The following is a 19,428-nucleotide window of genomic DNA, read 5'->3' on the forward strand; positions in this document are numbered from 1 at the left end:
CGCACTGCCTTTCTCCGAATCCGTCATGTGGGGTCAGAGTGAAGTTTCGCGATAAAGCGCCGCGAAAGTTCACTCTGACCCCACATGACTCCTTATTGAGAATTTCATGAAACGCGACAAAACCGCAGTCCGATTTCGTCGCGTTTAACCTAGGCAGCAGCTAACTGGGGGCGGAGTGTAGTTCTGCGCGCTTTTTGCAGAAACTTCACTCCGACCCCACTTAGCGGGCCACGGAGTGCGACGTCTCATCGTTAAAAAAACGGCGAATGCGCACTGCCTTTCTCCGAATCCGTCATGTGGGGTCAGAGTGAAGTTTCGCGATAAAGCGCCGCGAAAGTTCACTCTGACCCCAGATGACTCCTTATTGAGAATTGCATGAAACACGACAAAACCACAGTCCGGTTTTCGTCGCGTTTAACCTACGCAGCAGCTAACTGGGGTCGGGGTGTAGTTCTGCGCTTTTTGCAGAAACTTCATTCCGACCCAGATGACTCTGTCCATGAATAGGACAATTACTTCCAGCTGTATTTCATGCCCACCTGGCCCTTGACAGCGTAGTAGTCGCCCAGGTCGGTCTCCACCCCCAGCAGCGCTGATACCGAGATCGCCTTCGTGACCTGCCCCTGCAGGCCGACCTTGACTTCCGCCCGGTCGCGCGGCAGGTCGTCGCGGAAGACGTTGCCATCCATCGTCATCGACGGCGCCGACTGGCTGCCATGCCACCAGTTCAGCTCGCCGTAGGGACGCATGTCCGGACCGGGACCATCCGCCGATGAACCGTGCAAGCGCACGCCCAGGCGCGTCAGCAGGTTGCTGCTGTTCTGGCCGCCGACCGCTGTCCCGCCGACCTCCGTGAAATCACCGGCGCGATAGCGTCCGTAGACGATCTGCGCTTGCGGTTCAAGGTACAGCTTGGTCTTGTCCTGATCGTAGATCGGGAACGAGTAGCCGCCTTCGATCGATGCCGTCAGCGTGCGCGAACGGTATTGCTCGGTCGCCAGGCCGGCGCCGCCCACCGTGTTGTTGTAACGGCCTGCCATCAGCCAGCTATCCACATACGGACCGGACAGGATGTCGCGGTTGCCGTACCAAGTCCCGTACAGGCCAACGTTGTAGCCGTCCACCGTACCGCGCGCCGTGCCCAGCATATCGCCCGACCACAGCTGGGTGCGGTTGGTTGACCAAGTCGTGGCGGTGCCGTACATGCCCATCACGCCGACGCGGAAACTGCCGTCGCCGCCATCCTTGAAGCGCAAAACGTCCGCACCGACATGGATCAGGCGTTGCTTCGCTTCGACGTCGAGACTGCCGCCGGCGCTCTTGCGCGAAATGTCCTGGCCTTCCACCCGCGCCCAGGCCGCACCGTCGATGCCGCCTGCGGCGTCTTCCGCCGCCATGCCCGGTGCCTGGCCTTGGCGCTGGTGCAGCGTATGCACGGACATCGTCGAAGCCGCCTGGCGGTTGCCGAAATAGGCGCCCACTTCCGGGCTGATCACAGGATCAACCGGTAGCGGTGGAACGGGAGGCGGCGGCTCCGGCGGCGGTTCCACAGGATCCACCGCCGACACCAGATACCAGTCATCCGCCACGCCGCCGTCGCCGCCGCGCTTGAGGCGATAGTCGTAACCGCCGGCGGCAATCGTGTTCTTGCCGCTGCGATAGCCGTCCGAAGCCGGGTCCAAGGTAAACGCATCGGGATTGGTCGTGGCGCCATTGATGGTCTCCACAATCCGGATGCCGACATTGGTCTGCGCACCGCTGCCGCCGGCATGTTTGACCACCACGCCGGTCTCACCCGATACATGGCCGTTGTCGCCCGGCTGGCAGGCGCCAGGCAGCGTGACAACGCCGGAACCGCCGCCAGGGCAGGCGCCGTCGATGATCAGCTTGTCAGTGGCGGCGTTATCGTCGCCCCACATCGTGTTAATGATCATTTTTCCGTTGCTGCCGACAAGATTGTTGACGGTCAAGGTCTTGAAAACGCCGTCGGAGACAAAGTTCAAGCTGCCGCCATTGCGCAATTCCAGTTTGTCGATGATCTGGACACCGTTCTCCATGACGTTGACGATGCCGCCGTTGCCGGCAATCAGCTGGCTGGCCCTGGCGCCGCCATGCAAATTGACGCTGCCGCCGTCATCGACCAGAGTACGCATCGAGGTTGCGCCATCGTAGACGTTCTGCACGCCGCCATTGACCGAGGCATCGTTCGAAATGCCGCTCTTATAGATATTCTGCGTACCGCCGCTATTGACAATCGTGTCGTTGGCTTGGCCGGCATATACATTCTGCACGCCGCCGGCGTTGACAATCGTGTCCGTCGCCATCGCTGGACCGCCGCTAGGACCGCCTTTCCAGGTGACCGTTTCGTCGATCGTCTGGATGCCGCCGTCGATGACGGTATTGGCGACACGGCTGCCCGAATACACCATCTGCTGGCCGCCGGTTTCGATGGTCGTATTTTCTATGTCGGTACCGCCGCCCGCAGTACCGTACAGTTCCATGATGCCGCCATCGAGAATAAAGATATCCGCGCCGCTGAGGACGACGTCCTCCCAGACGACCGGAAGTCCTTCTATATAGATAGGAATGCCCGCCACGGAAGCGGCACTATCGGCGATGCGACCGGCTGCCGCATATGCGCTGTTTGCGACGCTCAAGCCGGCGCCCAGCAACGCCACCGCCATCAGCACAGGCGAACATTGCGCGCGCCTGCGATTGACGCTTGCTTTCTTTTTGCAGCCGCTGACCAACTCAGATACTGCAATCCAGGCTGCCAGAGTCTGGCTCCAAATAGTTCTAAAGACGGTATTCATTCATCGCTCCTTTATATTGACCAAGGAGAAATTATGTTGATCCGGCCCGTGCTTTGATATAAGGCAATGATGAAACAATCTATAAAAACAATAGCGTCAGCCTTGGAAAACAGATTCCGCTGTGAAACTGCACAATGACTTATGCGCGCCAGACATCCAAGCCGATCGGGCGCGCTCCACCGTGTGCGTCACCGCAAAAAAAACGGGACGCCCGACTCATCGAGCGCCCCGCTATGGATTACTACCTTACTACCTTGCTACCTCAGTACGCCGAGGCATCACCGGCGCTTACTTCCAGGTGTACTTCACCCCCACCTGCCCGCCTACCGAACGGTAGTTGCCCGCACCGGCTTCGACGCTCAAGGAGCCCCAGGCCGAGACGTTCTTGCTCAGTTGTCCCTGCACGCCGATCTTGGTTTCCAGACGATCGGACGGCTGCTTGTCGTTGAACGTATTGCTGTTCATCATCACGTTTTGCGTCGCCGGACCGTGCTTCCAGTTTTCTTCGATGAACGGATTGATCTGGTGATCGCTGCCGATGCCGAAGCTGCCGTTGAGGCGTACGCCAAGACGGGTCATGACGCTGTTGCCCGACAGGCCCGAGATCATGGTGCCGTTGGCAGTGTGATCCGGCGCGCTGTAGTTCGAGTAGATCACCTGTGCTTGCGGCACGATGGAAACCTTGCTCTGGCCGTTGTCGAACAGCGAGTACGCATAACCGCCTTCCAGCGAAGCGCTCATGACATGCGAGCGGTAGCTGTCGCTCTGGGTGCCGGCGCCGCCGACCGTGTTGCTGAAGGCGCCGTAGTTGATCCAGGCATCCGCATACGGGCCGGTGCTGGTATCGCGGTTGCCGTACCAGCTGCCGTACAGGCCAACGCCGTAGCCTTCCACCTTGCCGCTGGCGGTGACGTCCTGGCCCAGGATGCGGCCGGTCGAGCGGGTGGTGTTGCTGCCGTAGCCGGCCATCGCGCCAATCCGCACGCTGCCTTCGCCGCCGTCCGAGAAGCGGAACACATCGGCGCCGCCGTGAAGCAGGCTGCCTGAATTTTCGATGCGCAGGCCGCCGACGCCGTCGCCGCGGTTCTGGCTGCCTTCGACACGCACCCAGGCGTTGCCGTCGATCGCTGGCACGCCGGTCTGCGTGGTGACGCCAGCGCCCTGGCCCTGACGATCATGCAAGGTATGCGTGAACATCGAGGTGGCTGCGGTACGGGCGCCGAAATAGGCGCCGACTTCCGGCGAAATGACATCGGTTTCCGGTGTCGGCGGCACAGGCTTCTCGCCAGGATTTTCACCACCACCGCCGCCACCCTCGCCCGGGTTTGGCGGCGTGACCGGCTTTTCTTCGAGCGCCGACACCAGATACCAGTCGTCCGCCACGCCGCCATTGCCGCCGCGCTTGAGGCTGTAGTCGTAGCCGCCCGCCGACAACGTGCCGACGCCGCTACGGTAGCCGGTCGAATGCGCATCGAGCTTGAACGCATCGGCTTCGGTGGTGCCGCCGTTGGCGGTCTGCACCACCTGGATGCCGACGTTGGTTTGCTCGCCGGCGCCGCCGGCTTGCTTGACGATCAGGCCGGTATCGCCGGAAGCGTGGCCGCCATCAATCACCAGCTTGTCGGTGGCCGAGTTATCGCCGCCGAACTCGGTGTTGATGACGACCGCGCCGTTGTTGCCGACATAGTCGCCCTTGACCACCAGCTGGTTGCCCACCTGGCCGCCGGCCAGGTAGACGACGCCGCTGTTGTTCAAACCGTTGGCCAGCGTGAAGGTGCTGGCGGCGTCGCTTGCATGGCCGGCCAGCGCGTTCAGTGCGCTGATCGTGCCGGCATTGCTGACGTGGCCGCTGACCGTGCCGAGACCGGCCAGCGCGGCGCCGCTGGCCACCGTGACTTCACCTGCGCCCGGCGCGCCGAGCGTGCCGTTGGCGATCAGGGTGCCGGCGTCGATGCTGGTCGTGCCGGTGTAAGCCAGGTTGTCGCCCGCAGTCAGCGTGCCGTTGCCGGCCTTGGTGACATTGCCGGCGCCGGTGACGGCGTTGGCAATGGTCCAGTCGGTGGCGGTGTTGACCACCAGGTCGCCGCTGTTGTTGACGCTGGCACTGCCCAGATTGGCGGCGTCTGCCACGGTCAGGGTGGCGCCGGCGTCAATGTCGAACGAGCCGCTGAAAGCACTGTTGTTGCCCAGCGCAGCAATCGAGGTCGCTGTATCCAGATGCACCGAGCCGTTGCCCGAGAGCGCATTGCCGAAGACGCCGCTTGCCCCGTTCAATTGCAAGCTGCCGTCGTTGGCGATAGCGCCGCTGCCCAGGCCTTGCACATCGTTCAGCACCGCAGTCGCAGCGGCGGCGATGGAGGTCGCTGCCGACAGGCCGGCGTTGGCGCCGTCCACCGTCAAGGTGCCGCCTGCCAGGTTCAACTGGCCGGCACCCTGCAAGGTGCCGTCGCTGACGCCGCCATTGGCGATGGTGAGCGCGCCGCCGTTGAGGTCGAGCGTGGAGCCTGCGGCGCCGGTCAAGGCGCCGATGGCCTGGCTGTGGCCGGCCATGTCGACTGCCGCAGCGTTGTCGATGTTCAATGCCGAGGTCTGGCCCAGCGCATTGTTGTTGGCCAGCAGCAGCGTGCCCGAACGGACATCGGTGGCGCCGGTGTAGTCGTTGCTGCCGTTCGACAGCGACACGGTGTTGCCCGCGCCGGTGTCGATCGCCAGGTCGCCGCTGCCGGTCAGCTTGGCGCTGAGGTCGCCGGCGGCGCCGCTGGCGCCTTCCCGGTTCGCCAGGATCAGGGCGTCGCTGCCCGTGCCTTGCAGATCGAGCTGCTTCAAGCCGTAGCCGACGTACAGGCCGTCTTGCGCCGTGCCGGTCATCAGGCGATAGTCGTAGGTCGCTTCCGCCACCTTGCTGCCGCCTTGGGTGATATCGACCTGCTGGGCGTTCGAGACCACGTTGCCGTGCTGATCGACCAGCGCCAGGCTGCCGGCGGTGCCGGTGACGGTGCCGTTGCTCTTGGCCAGCTGCACCATGACTTCCTGGTCATCCTGCGCCAGCAGGTTGAGGGTGGTGTCGACGATAGGCGCATCGTTGTCCAGGCCGCCGTCCGGCAGCTTGATCTGCACCGTGCCGGCGCCCATCACATTGAGGTTGCCGGAAGTGGCGACCGTGCCTGCCGCGACGTTGTCGGACGGAATCGTCACGTCGAAGACCGCCGTGCCGCCGTTGAAGGCCAGCCCGCCGATCTGCTGCGCGCCCGCGCCCACCGTGGCGGTGCTGCCGGCGCCCAGGTTCAGCGTGGCATGGGTCAGCGCGGCGGTATTGTCGGCTGCCAGGTTCAACGTGCTGTCGGCCAGGTTGACCGTGCCGGCAAACGCATTGCCGGCATTGCCGGTGAAATCGAACGCGTTGCCGCCGGCATTAACGTTCACCACGCCGTTACCCGCCAGGGTGTTGTTGAGCGAGGTCAGGTTGACGTTCAGCGTGCTGCTGCCGTCGACCGACAAGGTGCCTACATCGCTGCCGTTGTCGCCCAGCTTGAGTGCGGTGTCCAAGGTCAGGCTGGAGCCGTTCTTGAGGTTCAACTGCTCGAAGTTCTGGAACGCGCCGGCGTCGCTCAGCGTATGGCTGTGGCCGTCGAAGTTCAAGGCGTCGGTGCCGGCGCCGAGGCCGCCGTCCAGCGAGGTGAACGTCTGGCCGTTGCCCTTCAGGGTGAACGTGTTGGAACCCGAACCGGCCGCCACCGTCGTCACGCTGGCAGCGCCATCGAGTTCGACCGTGTTGTTGCCGTTACCCAGGGCGATCGCGCCGCTCACCTGGCCGCCGTCCGCTACCGTCAGCGTGTTGTTGCCATTGCCGGCAGTGATCGCGCCGTCGATGACGCCGCTGTTGGCGACGGTGTTGTTGGCGCCGTTCAGGGCGACCGCGCCGCGAATCTGCGCACCGGCCGCATTGGTCAGTGCGATACCGTTGCTGCCGAAGGCGAACGCGTCATGCGCCGCATCGACGGCCTGGATCGTACCGGTGTTGGTGAAGCTGGTCGCCGCGCCGGTATTGACCACCGCCGCGGTCGTGCTCTGGGAAGCCAGCACGCCGGACTGCGTGACTGCCGCCGTGGCGCCGCCGATCACCAGCGCTTCGCCGCCGGCCGCATTGGCGATGTTGACGCTGGCGCCGCTGTGGACCGTGCCGCTGGTGTTGGTGACGATACCGTGGCCGCCCGCTGCAGTGGCGGTAATGACCAGCGCTGCCGAATCGGACATGTCGAGATCCTTGTCGGTCATCGAGCCGTCGGCGTTCGTGAAGGCGATGCCGGCGCCGCTGCCGTTGACCGTGATCGCGCCGCTGTTGGTCTGCGCCAGCGTGTTGCCGGTACGGATGCCGGCGCCGTTGGCCACCGTGAAGTTGACGTTGTTCAACTGCATGCCGGCGATTTCCGCCTGGTTCTCGATGCCGTTGCCGGAACCGGTGACGTTGATGGTGGCGCCGTCGGCCGTCAGGCCGGCCGCGTCGGCGCCGATCAGCACGCCATGCGCAGTGCCTTGGGCGGTGACCGTCGCCACGCCCGAACCGACCAGGTTCAAGGACGCATCCTGGCCCAGCTTGATCGCCGCTTCGCCGCCGGTGGCGACGATGTCGCCGCCCGTATTGTTGATGACCGAATTGGCCCCTTCCACATAGACGGCGACGCCGTCCACCGAGATATTGCCTTGATTTTGCAGCTGGCCGCCCAGCACCTTGATGCCGGTGTTGTCGCTGCCGGCGGTCATCGTGATGGCGCCGTTGTTGACCAGCCTGCCGCCATTCTGACTGACCAGCGCGGTGGCGCCGGACAGGCCCGAGGTCAGGGTGGCGTTGTTGATCAGCTGCGCATCGGTGCCGGTGGCAATCACCTTGCCGGCCAGGTCGTATTCGTTGCCGTCTACCACGCCGGCAATGGCGCCGCTGCCTGTCAGGTTGATGTTCACGCCAGCCTGCAAGGTGGCGTGCGCACCGCCGGAGACCGCGACCGCGCTGGCATTCTGGCCGGCCACATCGAACTGGCTGCCGCTGGCCACGTCTACCGCGGTGCCGGCGCCGGACGCGGCAATGCCTTTGGCGCCGGTGCCGGAGGTGCGCAAGTTCGTCACGCCGCCCAGGCTCGCGCCATTGTCCAGACGGAACAGGGTCGAGTTGGCGCCGCTGGCGTCCAGCACGGTGCCCGGTGCAACATTGGTGTTGACCGTCGAACCCGCGCCATTGAGGCGGAAGGCAACCTGGTCGGTCACGCCGCTGCCGTCGGCGGCGAACTTGGGCACCGCCGTGCCGGACAGGTTGACGGTTGCGCCATTGGCCGCTTCGACGCCGATCGCGCCCTGGCCTTGCATGTCGATCTCGCCGGCGGTCATGTTGACCGTCACCGCCGAACCGTGGGCCGAAATGCCCGTCGTGCGGTTGGCATTGCTGCCGCCGGCCAGGATCAGGTTGCCCGAATTGTTCAGCGTGGTCGCTGCGCCGGTGGAACTGGCCACCAGGCCGACGCCGCCGTTGTTCATCGTGATGTTGCCGGTGTTGGCGCCGGTGGAACCTTCATCCACCGCGATGCCGGTGGCGTTGGCGCCGGTGAAGACGATGTTGCCGGAGTTGGTCAGCGAGGCGCCGTTCCTGGCGATATAGCCGGTCACGCCGTCCAGGGACGAATTGAGGGTCGCACCCGCCGTCAGGCTGGTGCTCGCGTCGATCGCGCCGCTGGCGTTGCCCGCCAGGTCATGCGCCTGGCCGTCGACAATCGCCGCGGTAGCGTTGGCCTGGTTCAGGTTGATGGTGGCCGTATTGGCAATCGTGCCTTGCGCACCGCCTTCGACCAGTACGCCGGTGGCGCCATCGCCAGTCAGGTTGATGGTCATGCCGCCCGAATTGAAATGGCTGGCGTTGCCGCTGGCCGCATCCTTGCCGGTCACCACCACGGCAACAGAATCTTTACCCGAAGCGGTGAGCTGCGAAGCCGCGCCGGCGCCGCCGGTGAAGCCGGCGCCCGCCGCCATGCGGAACAGGGTCGAGCCTTCGCTCGAGACGTCCTGCGCACCGATGCCGGTATTGGTGATGGTCGAGCTCGGGCCGTAGACGAAGTAGCCGATCTGGTTGCTGCCCGATGCAAAGTTGACGGAACCGTCGCCGCTGATGGCGATGTTGCCACCGTTACGGGCATGCACGCCGATGGCGTGGTCGCCGGTCAGGTTGACCGTGCCGCTCAGTCCGACCGAGCTGCCAGCGCCGTCGGCCCACAGGCCGTAGTTAGGCAGCGTCGGGTCTGCGCCAACCGGCGCCGAGACGTTGATCGTGCCGGAGCTGGTAGCCTTGCCACCGCCAGTCGCCTGAATGCCGATGCCGTTGACGCCATTCAGATTGATGGTGCCAGCATTGTCAATCACAGAACTGGCATTGGTCTGGCCGTTGACCTGGATACCGATATTGGTCAATGGCGAGCCGCTGCGAGCGCCATTGACGTCGATGGTGCCGTGGTTGATCACATTATTGACTGAAGCACTCGGATTGACCAAAATGCCCTTGGCATTCTGCATACCGCTGCCGATCACGATCCGACCTTGATTGTCTGCGTTACCGCCGCCGTACACGAGAATGGCCTGACCGCCCGCAGCAATCTGCGTGTCTGCGCCGCCAGCCGCCAGGCTGCCGCCGGACATATCGGCACTGGCCCCGCGACCGATGTACATCACGCCATCCGCGGCATTGATCGCAGTACCTTGAGCCTGCGCTGTGACACCGGTCACCGAACTGACTGTGCTTGAGTTATTGACACCGATATTCATCGCACCATGGTTGATGAATGTACCGTCGTTGAGTGCTTTGACGGGCACATATTGGCTCACGTTATCTGTGCGTGAGGTGGTCGCACCGACATTGATGATGCCGTTATTGATCAGCTGCGAACCGGCATCGGTGACAGTGTTGGCGCCAGTCATGTATACGCCATTGGGATTGTCGGGAGATGCATCGGCGGACCTAGTGGCGTAGCCAGTTGTGAGCACGCCATTGTTGATACCGGTGGAACCGCTTTGAATGTTGAAAGCGAAAGACTGGTCATTGGATTGGCCAATGCGGCCATCGTTGATCACCGTACCGCCATTGGTGGCCAGCAAGGCTGTGGCAGCTTGCAGAGTTACAGTGGTACCCGCCGGATTGGCGATAGTCGCCCTGGCATTAGGACCATCGGCCTGCAATAAGGTCTGATTGCCGGTTGGGAGCAACAGCTGATCACTTGGATCGATCGTGTTGCCCAACCCGAGCGGATTGATGTTGACGGTGACGGTCTGGTTGCTGTATGCACGGTTCAGATTGGCGTCGTAGGTAGATGCAGCGATGTTGCCGGCCTGCATCTGCTGCACCAGCCAGTTGTTATAGGTTTGCAGCGAAGCAAGATCCGTGACGCTGTGGTTGGTGGTGACATTATGACTGTCGGTCACCGAAAAATTACCGGTGTAGTTCAGCAAGGCGTTGTAACTTCTGTCGTAAGGGGCGAGACCCGCCGTCGACTGCTGCAGTCCGGTGCCGAAGTTCATCACATTTCCGGAAGTCCAGACCGCTTCAGCGGCTGTACCCCGCGTACCGTCCGCCAGTACCAGCGAAGTCTGCTTGGCCGCGCCAAGATTAACGGTGCTGCTACCCAGATCAACGTTGAGTGTGCCGTTACTGACCGTACCTATCCGGGCGTTGAAGTACATGGATGCACCGGGTGTAAACACTGTGACCCCCTGATTGCCCGAACCGGCAAAACCGCTTCCCAGCGTGCCTTGTGCAAACGCCGAATCGGTGTACACCGACACTGTAGTCATGTTGCCAGTGATCGGATCAGGCACCGAAATGGTATTGCTCTTGGCACCTATCACCAACTGCTGATAGTGGCTTATGTCTACGCCGTAGGTATTGACATAGCCTCCGGCGATAGCGGCAGCCAAAGTGGGGAGCACACTATAGGGAGCTGAAGCAGTCGCAAATTGTGTATTGCCGGTCAGGTTGACCGTGCTGCCGTCGTTCACGACGGTGGTCTGGCTGCCGTCGCTGCTATTGGTCTGATTCCAGTTAGCCGGAATCGTAATGTCGGTATCCAGCACGCCGATCGAGCGCGCCATGCCGGCAACGCCCGCAGCAGCCGGTTTCGCTGCAATAGCCGCAAATGCATCGGCCACGCTGGTATCGGCGCTGCCTTCTGTCACCAGGTCGGTCAGGCTGCCGGCGTCGACGACGATATTGCCGCCTTGGTAGCCGCTGTCAGAGCCGCTTGTTGCATCGGCTGCCAATGCCGCGCCGGACAGGGTCAGCCCCATCGCTGCCGTGGCCAGCAATTTGCGGGCGCTGCTTGAGCGCTTGCCTTTACTCTTGGTGGTTTCTGCAACCGCAGTGAAAGTGCCGGTGGCTTCGTTCCACAGCACGCGATGGATTTTGTTCATTGTCAACTCCTATCAAGATGAAATTTCGATAGGAGCGAGTATGAAGATTCAGAATTTTCTTAGATATTGGATGGGTCCGAGATTTATCCAAATAACACTAGGACTAGTCAGAATAAGTCAATTTTGTTGCATGACAACAATATTTCTAATGCGATTGACATTTCAGATATGCCTTGCTCAATGCAGCTTGGCCTCTGTTTTTCATTTTTGTTAAAAATGGAGGGATGACCATCAACCGGGTTCAGACTATATGCCCCATTTGCTTGCGCATCAGAAAAAAATCGCTGTCGTTACGAATGCCCAGCTTCTTGAATGCAAAACACTTTTGCGTACTGATGGTTTTTGGACTGCGTGAGAATTTGTCGGCAATCTCCTTGATGCTCATGCCTTCCAGAAAACAGCGCAGGACTTCCTTTTCCCGCACAGTCAATGATGTGCTGAGTATCAGAAATTCATTATCGGATGATGATATGTCAGGCTCCGCGATGTCGTTCTTCTTTCGGCTTATTGTTTGCGAAAAATCCTTGATGACCAATGACGGTACATAGCACTTCCCTGCAGCGACCGTCCGTATCGCGCTCACTATATCCTCCGGGTTTTGCGTCTTGCTGACATAACCAAGACCTCCGGCCCGAAGCACCAGCGATACCCTGCTGAGGTTGCAGCAGGCGGAAACAACCAGGACCTGACTTGCGGGAAATTGCAATCGCAAGGACTTGATCATGGCTACGCCGTCAATTTCATTCGGCCCGAGCGCATAGTCGATCACCAGGACATCGGCCGGATTCTCGCGTAAGCCAGCAAATAATTCCTGGCTACGCGAATACAGCCCGACTACCTGGAAATCTGCCTGGGTCGCCAGCAAGCCCGCGAGCCCATGTAGAGTGACATGATGATCGTCCAGCAGGGAAATACGAATCGGCTTTGGCATGTTCTTCCTCGGTTGACTGACAAATATCGGAATAGAAATATTAATAGATTTTCACGTACTTGAAGACATCGGCTAACCATCCTCGACTGTCAGCTTGTTGTCGAGCTGCATGACTATGTCAGCCAGGGCGTCAATGGCATCTCGCACGATATCCCAATCGATATCGCCCGGAACATGCAACCCCGACTCCAGCGAATCGGCCAGTTCTCCCGCCTCCCATGCATCGAACATCGGAGCGCTCCCTTTGATCCGATGGCTGAGATGCCGCAGCATTGTGATATCGCGGTCAGCGCAGGCTTGCCGCATCCTGCCGACATCGCTGCATATCGAGTGAACGAACAGAGCGTATAGCTCCGCTCCCTGTATAGGCTGAAGGAACACAGCTCCCTCGGCGAAGGCGGTATCTGGCAGCCAGGCTTGCAGTAGTTTCCTCAGATCATCGAGCCTCAAGGGCTTTTCGAGAATGTCGTCCATCCCGCTGCTCAGGCATTTTTTCCTGTGCGCCGTATCGGTGGCGGCGGAGACGGCGATGATGGGCAGGTATTGTGCCCTGTTGAGGATGTTGTCGCGGATGGCTTTGGCGGTGGCATAGCCGTCCATCTCTTGCATGTAGCAGTCCATGAGCACCAGGGATATCTGCTTTTTCCCGGATGGATTTTTCTGTTCCTCTTTCAGAATCTGCAATGCATCCGCGCCGCTGCCCGCAATCACGGCGGTGCAGCCCAGCACCTCTAGTTGCCGCCCAATCGTATATTGATTGACCCATTGATCTTCGATCACCAGGATGAGCGGGGATGGCGCTTGCATCGTCAGCGCTTGTTGTACAGGAACCGCCTCAGACAGGTTTTTTTGACTTGCTTCAACTTCTGTCATTGCGCGCGGGATGCATTGACAAGGTACGGTGAAGCTGACGGTAGTCCCTTTTCCCTGGTCGCTGCGCAGCTTTATCCGCCCTCCCATCAACGCTATCAGCTCGCGGCAGATCATCAGCCCTAGTCCAAAACCGACATGCCGGCTGGAAATCGACGCATCGACCTGAAAAAAAGGGCGGAACAGATGCTTTTGATTTTGTTTTGATATGCCGATGCCGGTATCGATAACGTCCACGGTGAGTTGACCTTGATCATGACCTTGATTATGACCGTGATCTTGTCCGGCTGATGCTGTATGGACGGCAGCCGCCACCTGTATCTTGCCGTGCTCGGTAAATTTGCGGGCATTCGATAGCAGGTTGAGCAAAACCTGACGCAGCCGCACGGTGTCAATGACAATCAGGATGTCTGGCGGAACATCCACCACGACATGAATCGGCACTCTCCTGGCCTGTATCTTGGCGGACATCATATCGACCGTTTCTTGCACCAGATTGCCGATGTCGCAGGGGACGGCCGTCAATGTGAGGCTCTTGGCCTCCAGCTTGGAGAAGTCAAGAATATTGTTGAGCAAGCCAAGCAGCGTCTCCGACGCAGCATCCGCTACCTTCAACGTTTTCTGAAACTGTTCTCCCGTATCGGATTGTTGCAATAGTTCGATGGAGGCGACGATGGCATTCATCGGCGAACGTATTTCGTGACTCATGACTGCCAGGAACATCGACTTTTCCTGCTCGCTACGTATCGCACGACGCCTTGCGATGCGCTCGCGGCAGGCAAAAAGGATCGTCAGCATAAAACCTAGAAGGCAGAGCGTTATTGCAACCGCATAGTCAATAAGCAAATTGGATAGAGTACGATGGCGAAAGCCGATGCCGGCTTCCCACTCACGCGCCAATTGCTCGTTTTCCCTTGCAGTCATGGAATACAGAGCTTTGTCGATGATTGCGGCGAGGATGGGGGCGTCCTTCCTTACCGACATACTGACATTGAGGGGGCCTATGTCGATTTTTCCGGCAATACTCAGTTTCTCGGCAAACTCGCTACTTAGCGTCCGAAACGACATCGCGTCCAGACTCAACGCGCCTTCTCCCAACGTGACATCGGCACGGCCATCCGCTACAGCCTGGAGCGCATCGCGCATGTTGTCGACCAGAACAATCCGAATCGATGGATCTTTTTCACGGAAAAAGAATGTGTACGCACTATCAGATTTGAGAGCAATGGTTTTGCCGGCCAGGTCCTGCCATCTGTATATGTGTCGCGCAGTTGGCAGGGTTATCGCTGTTGTCAACGTGCGATAGTAAGACACTGTATGGGCAGTGGCATCGTTCGTCGGGGCATCGTCGCCAAGCTTGACAACGAGCGGATTCAAATCGATGTTTCCTGCTTCAATTTCTTTTTGAATCGTGAGGGAATCGGTGTATGGCACCATTTTGAGGTTTAGTCCGGTGACACGCGCGATAAATGCAAGATAGCCGGAAGCCAGGCCCTTGTATTGACCGTTCTGCATGCGTTCACTCAGAACACTATTCCTGTCGATGCCGACCCGCAGTATTGGATTTGCTGCAATCCATTGTCTTTCCTTTTCACTGAAACGCAGGCCTTGATCGGTTTCAGTTGAACCGGTTTCAGACGACGTAAAAATGGTGAGGAAAAAAAAGAACAGAGTCGACTTTCGCATAAAAAACTCTTCGAAACCAGGTCAACAAAAATTGAGCAATGTTAATGGCGATTTGCTCCAGGAAAATATCAATTTCAGTATTCCATTCCTTAACAATTACAGCAACCCTACGTGTCAATTGAAAGTCAATTGAAAAATGGATTTAAGAAATGCACAGGTTTCGCATTCGCGAAGTTTCATCATTTTGAGGCAGCTGAAAAAATGGACATACAAATTTGGTAAACCATGCTCAAAGGAGTGTGCATGAAAGCGCCACAGAACTATAGTAGCGAATGCGAAGTCGAGGCGTTGGAAATGGGATTAAGCCAAGGCTTACCGATAATAGAAGCCGCTCATCGGCTGGGCATGTCAAAAAGCATTTTAAGAATTAGCTGAAAATTCAAAATAATCGCGCCAGATCATGGAACCAGGACGACAGCCAACGCCATGGCGACAATTCAAAATAATTGAATAATAGCGTCATCGTGACGATCAAAATACAATCCGCGGCATAACGAAATTTATGCATATTTACACTCCAATATATCAAGGGGATATGGGTTTTACGCATTACAAATTCAACTTCAATATTTTCCAGATTGGAACATCGGTGACATCACCGGCGCAAGACTGGCTGGTCCGTTCCGCGCTGAATCACATCGACTGAACTCTGGACACCTGGCGCTGTTGATCGATGAGATTTCTCATCATTCAAGACGACGGCCGCCCCGTCCAAGAAAAAAAGGCGTCAGTCATCAAATGCGTCCCGATTGTGGAAGAGGCCGAACGTCGGCTTTCAAAAAGAGTGAATTTCGAAAAAAAACTGCCCGCTCAAATCTTGATCCGATGAAAATTTCATGCGGGCGGCGTCATGCAGTATCTCTACCTCTGCCACCACACCTAACTGCATGATCGGGATGCTCTGCCCTGCTATCTGAGGGCTGACGCTGTCGCCTGGCGCCAGTACAATCGTTTGTCCATTGCGCAAAGTATCGCGTTGGGATGTCCATGTGACCGCTTTGCCATCCGCCTGCGCCTCTCGCAATTTCAGTTTTAGCCAGGCCGCATCATTCGCTGCGCTTAAACGATGAGCATCGTCTACTCCGGCACCAGAATCCCCCCGCAGTTGAATCGAAAAGCGCGTCGGTACGGTGCACAACACATTCAGCGTCAAGGTCTGCTTGCCTAACGAAATTTGACCTTGCGCACGGCGCATCAGATTCAGGCTTCCCAGACTGATACGGCCAAGCTCCAGCTGCGAACGACTCAGCATCAATTTACATGGAGAGGGCGAACTGTTTTCTTGCGCTTGCGACGCAGTCGCTGTGCAAGCTAGACACAGCCACACTGCAATGCATCGCCTGCGCCATGGATTTTCCGCTTTCATTGATATTCCTCAAATCACCTCTGGCTAAACGATACTTATGGCGCTTGGCGGCAAACCGTCTCTGCACGTTCATAAAAAGAATCAACAGCTGCGTATTCCGGCAATTCAACATCGACGAAACAAGCCGAACCGGCGATATCGGCCACGCGCAACGGCTGCTTCAGCTGTTCTGCCGTCAAAAGGGTGGTACCTCCAGTGCCGATTGAAGTAATCCATGTTCCATTCCCATCGAAGATCGATGCGCCTTTGTCGATGGGCTTGCCATGGCGATCAACGATCTTGAGCAGCACGCGACGTGTGCTGACAACACCGAAGATCAGATTGCTGACCGCACCACGAGCCAGCCCGGCTATCCGCACACCATTCTTGACGTCGGTATTTTTCGGTAGACTTTTCGTTACCAATTCAAGTCGAGCTTCCTGATAGGGAGACATATAAGGAGCAACTGCCATGCCGTTGACATCGGTCCATACCGGTCCTTGCGGCGTCTGAATTTTTACACCGGAAAGGCCCGGCACTGTCAGCAATGCAAAGGTATCCTGCACACGATACGGCGACAAAGTCACGCCGCCCCCATGGGCAACCAATCCTCCCGAAATTTGCCCGCTGTACGAAATGCCACCCGCTCCATAGCTCCCCACATTGACGCCAGCCTGCGCATACTTCGGAAAAATTGACAACCCGGCGCTGCTATAGATAGGTCGACTTGTATTGCCACCTTCTGCTGACAGGCGATAACTTGCATATTCATTGATGCGATCGCTGTAATCAAAGGTGACTGCCTGGCGCCGGTTATTGCGACTGACCGCACTATTCAGACTACCCGATCCGAAGGGAATAGTAAGCCGTGCATATACCATTAAATCTCGATTCACGCCGATGCTGCGATCAATGCTGACAGACACATTTTTCTTCTTGAAATTTCGCCCCCAACGCAAGCCAAACTGGCGTACCCCTGCGCCCTGACTGCTGCCAAATCGCGAATAGTTGAGTGCCACGCTACCGATGGCGGAGTGCTGATAGTTCGCAATAAAATTCATTTGTTTATACCCGAACTCACGCGAATCGCCCTGATCGACGCCGTCGATGATCGGCGCACCATCCGGACTTACCCATGCATCTGAAAAAGTACGAAATTTTTTTGTGCGATAACTATACGAACCGCTGGCAGATAGCCGCTCGTCAAGTTGAACGCTAACATTGAGCGTGGCTTGCATTCCCAGCTCCCTGGTGCCGGCAGAATAGGAAAACAGGTGGTTAAGGTCGGCTACTGTCCCCCGCTTGATCGAAGTAATGTATTGTGCGCCAAGCGAATAGTATCGTGGCGCCAGCAATACGCCGGCTGCAATACTGGAGCGATTGTCCAAAGGTAGATTCGCTCTGGCGGTTACCAACCAATTTTTTCCTGCTGCATAATTGCTTTCATCCCCGTAGCGTATTGGTCGGCCGAGCGCAATCGAAAAATTCCTTTCGCGAGGAACATAGTTGAAGGTAAATGCCGTTACAGGAACGATGAAACTGCGCTTCCGGCCGTCTTCTTCAATCACGCTCACTTCCAGATGTTCGCTCGCATGATTGAGCATCAAACCAGTCAGCGAAAACGGCCCTGGCGGCACAACAGTTGAATAAATCAATACGCCGTTTTGCCGTACTTCCACACGCGCTACTGTTTGCGCAATACCATCGACAGAGGTGCTGTTGCCAGCTTGCTCCAGCAAGGCCCCTTCAGGGAAAAATTGCATGCCGAGCAAAGATGGCACATTAAATTGCGTGTCGGCGACATTGATTTGTCCCGCCTGAAAAACGGATTTGTAGCCGGGCACCGTTTTTTTCACATGCGTACCCAGATGAGAAATTGATTTTCCTTCTCGTGAGCGGGAATACGTTTGCCGGCTGCGCAACATCCAATCAAACACATTCAATCCTGTCTCGGTATTGGCCAGAATTGTTGTATTGCCGCTCGTTGAACCGTCTTTCATATACGCCAATTCGTAATTCAACAGGCCGGCCGTGCCGCCGCTGATAAACTGATCGACATTCAATCCGCTGGAAACACGCAAAGCGTTTTGCGGCACAATTAGCTCTACTTCTTCTCGGCTCGGATGCAAGCGTACGATAGTTTGCGGATACAGTTTGTGCAGATCGATACATGACGCAAGATGATCCTGAGGGGGAACGATGATATCGGCACGCCTAAGAAAATCCGCATCAGCACATAATTTTCCTTGCTCGTCAAATTGCCCATGAGCCCGGCCAATCTTGACGCCGTTAACGAACAGGGTGACATAATTGCCACCCTTGTTAAAGCGCTTTTCATCCTTAAAAAAGAAGGCAATCTCAGGTGAAAGCCCTCTGGCCTTCAAGGTTTCACGATCAAACAATTTATCCTTAGAATTGGCATTGTTTGCGGCAATAAGCAATACCAATGGAACAAACAGCAGGACAGCCATTCCGGTAAACGACTTCGTTCTCATGGCATGCCAAAAAATAAAAGGCTGCGCGGTGACATGATTGCCGGCGTCGCCACTGACTGAATATATCCCTTATAGATAAAACACTTCTATCGTCGCATTGCCGTCGAAGTGGACCTCTCCTGCTCCCGGAATGTTTGAGCTGACATCCAGAGACACCGCTACATCCATGGGAAACTTAAACTGTGAACCAATTGCAGCAGATGTTGCAGATGGCGACGCTGAAGTTGAGGCTGCTATATAAGGCCTGCCATGCGCAAACAAAGCGGCAGGAAATGCCAGATTGGCCCAGCCAGCAGCCGCTGTAGTGACATTATTGGCGAGAAAGGAAACTCCCTTGCCATCTACTTGCGGGGTTCCAAAACGTATCGCATAAGCTCCAATAGCTTTGCCGTTATCAGCTTTTCCCAGTCCGAAAAGGTTATCGGCGGCCACCTGCAAAGCCGGGCCGGGCGCAATCTGATCAAATTTAACACTCATATTTCCTGCGGGTTTATCCGTAGCGCGATTATCGGTAAGCTTGATAGCAATCACCGTGGCAGCTGTACATTCAACATTGGCATCAATCGTACGTGAGCCGATCGGCGTTGTTTGCGTTGGACTGAGGATGGCCCGGGAGAAGGAACCAAACTTCACCTCTCCTCCATCACTCAACGAAACTTTGCAGGCTGGAGAAGTAAGAGTCCCTGTGACCTTCATGACTTGGCTAGTTTGTCCGGCAGCTGAGCCCGCTACCGTTGTCAATCCCAAACCGGCCAATAATAAAATGCATGCTTTCATCTCTATTCCTTTCGAAAGATAAATACGGGTTATAAAATCTACTACGGGTGGTGCATTCATTAATTACCTCAA

At 57.6% G+C, this 19,428-nt stretch carries 8 protein-coding genes; 1 reads left to right on the forward strand and 7 read right to left on the reverse strand.

Going from position 1 to position 19,428, the window contains the following annotated elements; translation table 11 throughout:
- Positions 1–512 precede the first annotated feature (512 nt).
- From AC07V8_RS24030 to AC07V8_RS24045, 4 genes are all read right to left on the reverse strand, one after another.
- Complete coding sequence (locus tag AC07V8_RS24030; protein WP_494721503.1) at positions 513–2,813, reverse strand: autotransporter outer membrane beta-barrel domain-containing protein; 2,301 nt, start codon at positions 2,811–2,813, stop codon at positions 513–515.
- Between the two features lie 288 nt (positions 2,814–3,101).
- On the reverse strand, positions 3,102–11,252 hold the full coding sequence (locus AC07V8_RS24035; protein WP_494680825.1) for an autotransporter outer membrane beta-barrel domain-containing protein: 8,151 nt from the start codon (positions 11,250–11,252) through the stop codon (positions 3,102–3,104).
- Positions 11,253–11,493: 241 nt separating this feature from the next.
- The gene (locus AC07V8_RS24040) at positions 11,494–12,183 is read right to left on the reverse strand and encodes a response regulator (protein WP_494680826.1); all 690 of its coding nucleotides are present in this window, start codon (positions 12,181–12,183) and stop codon (positions 11,494–11,496) included.
- Between the two features lie 72 nt (positions 12,184–12,255).
- Positions 12,256–14,739: an ATP-binding protein gene (locus AC07V8_RS24045; RefSeq protein WP_494680827.1), complete on the reverse strand. Its 2,484-nt coding sequence runs from the start codon at positions 14,737–14,739 to the stop codon at positions 12,256–12,258.
- Positions 14,740–14,982: 243 nt separating this feature from the next.
- Here AC07V8_RS24045 and AC07V8_RS24050 point away from each other — a divergent pair, with 243 nt between their 5' ends.
- Entirely contained in the window at positions 14,983–15,114 is a 132-nt protein-coding gene (locus tag AC07V8_RS24050) for a hypothetical protein (RefSeq protein ID WP_494680828.1), read from the forward strand.
- A 400-nt stretch (positions 15,115–15,514) separates the two neighbouring features.
- Here the strand turns inward: AC07V8_RS24050 and AC07V8_RS24055 are convergent, their stop codons facing one another.
- The 3 genes from AC07V8_RS24055 to AC07V8_RS24065 form a co-directional block, all read right to left on the reverse strand.
- Positions 15,515–16,105: a hypothetical protein gene (locus AC07V8_RS24055; protein ID WP_494680829.1), complete on the reverse strand. Its 591-nt coding sequence runs from the start codon at positions 16,103–16,105 to the stop codon at positions 15,515–15,517.
- A 35-nt stretch (positions 16,106–16,140) separates the two neighbouring features.
- The gene (locus AC07V8_RS24060; RefSeq protein ID WP_494680830.1) at positions 16,141–18,579 is read right to left on the reverse strand and encodes a fimbria/pilus outer membrane usher protein; all 2,439 of its coding nucleotides are present in this window, start codon (positions 18,577–18,579) and stop codon (positions 16,141–16,143) included.
- A gap of 69 nt (positions 18,580–18,648) precedes the next feature.
- Complete coding sequence (locus AC07V8_RS24065) at positions 18,649–19,416, reverse strand: DUF1120 domain-containing protein (protein WP_494680831.1); 768 nt, start codon at positions 19,414–19,416, stop codon at positions 18,649–18,651.
- Positions 19,417–19,428: the final 12 nt, after the last annotated feature.

This window comes from Collimonas sp. GW821-FHT02H07 (assembly GCF_059421505.1).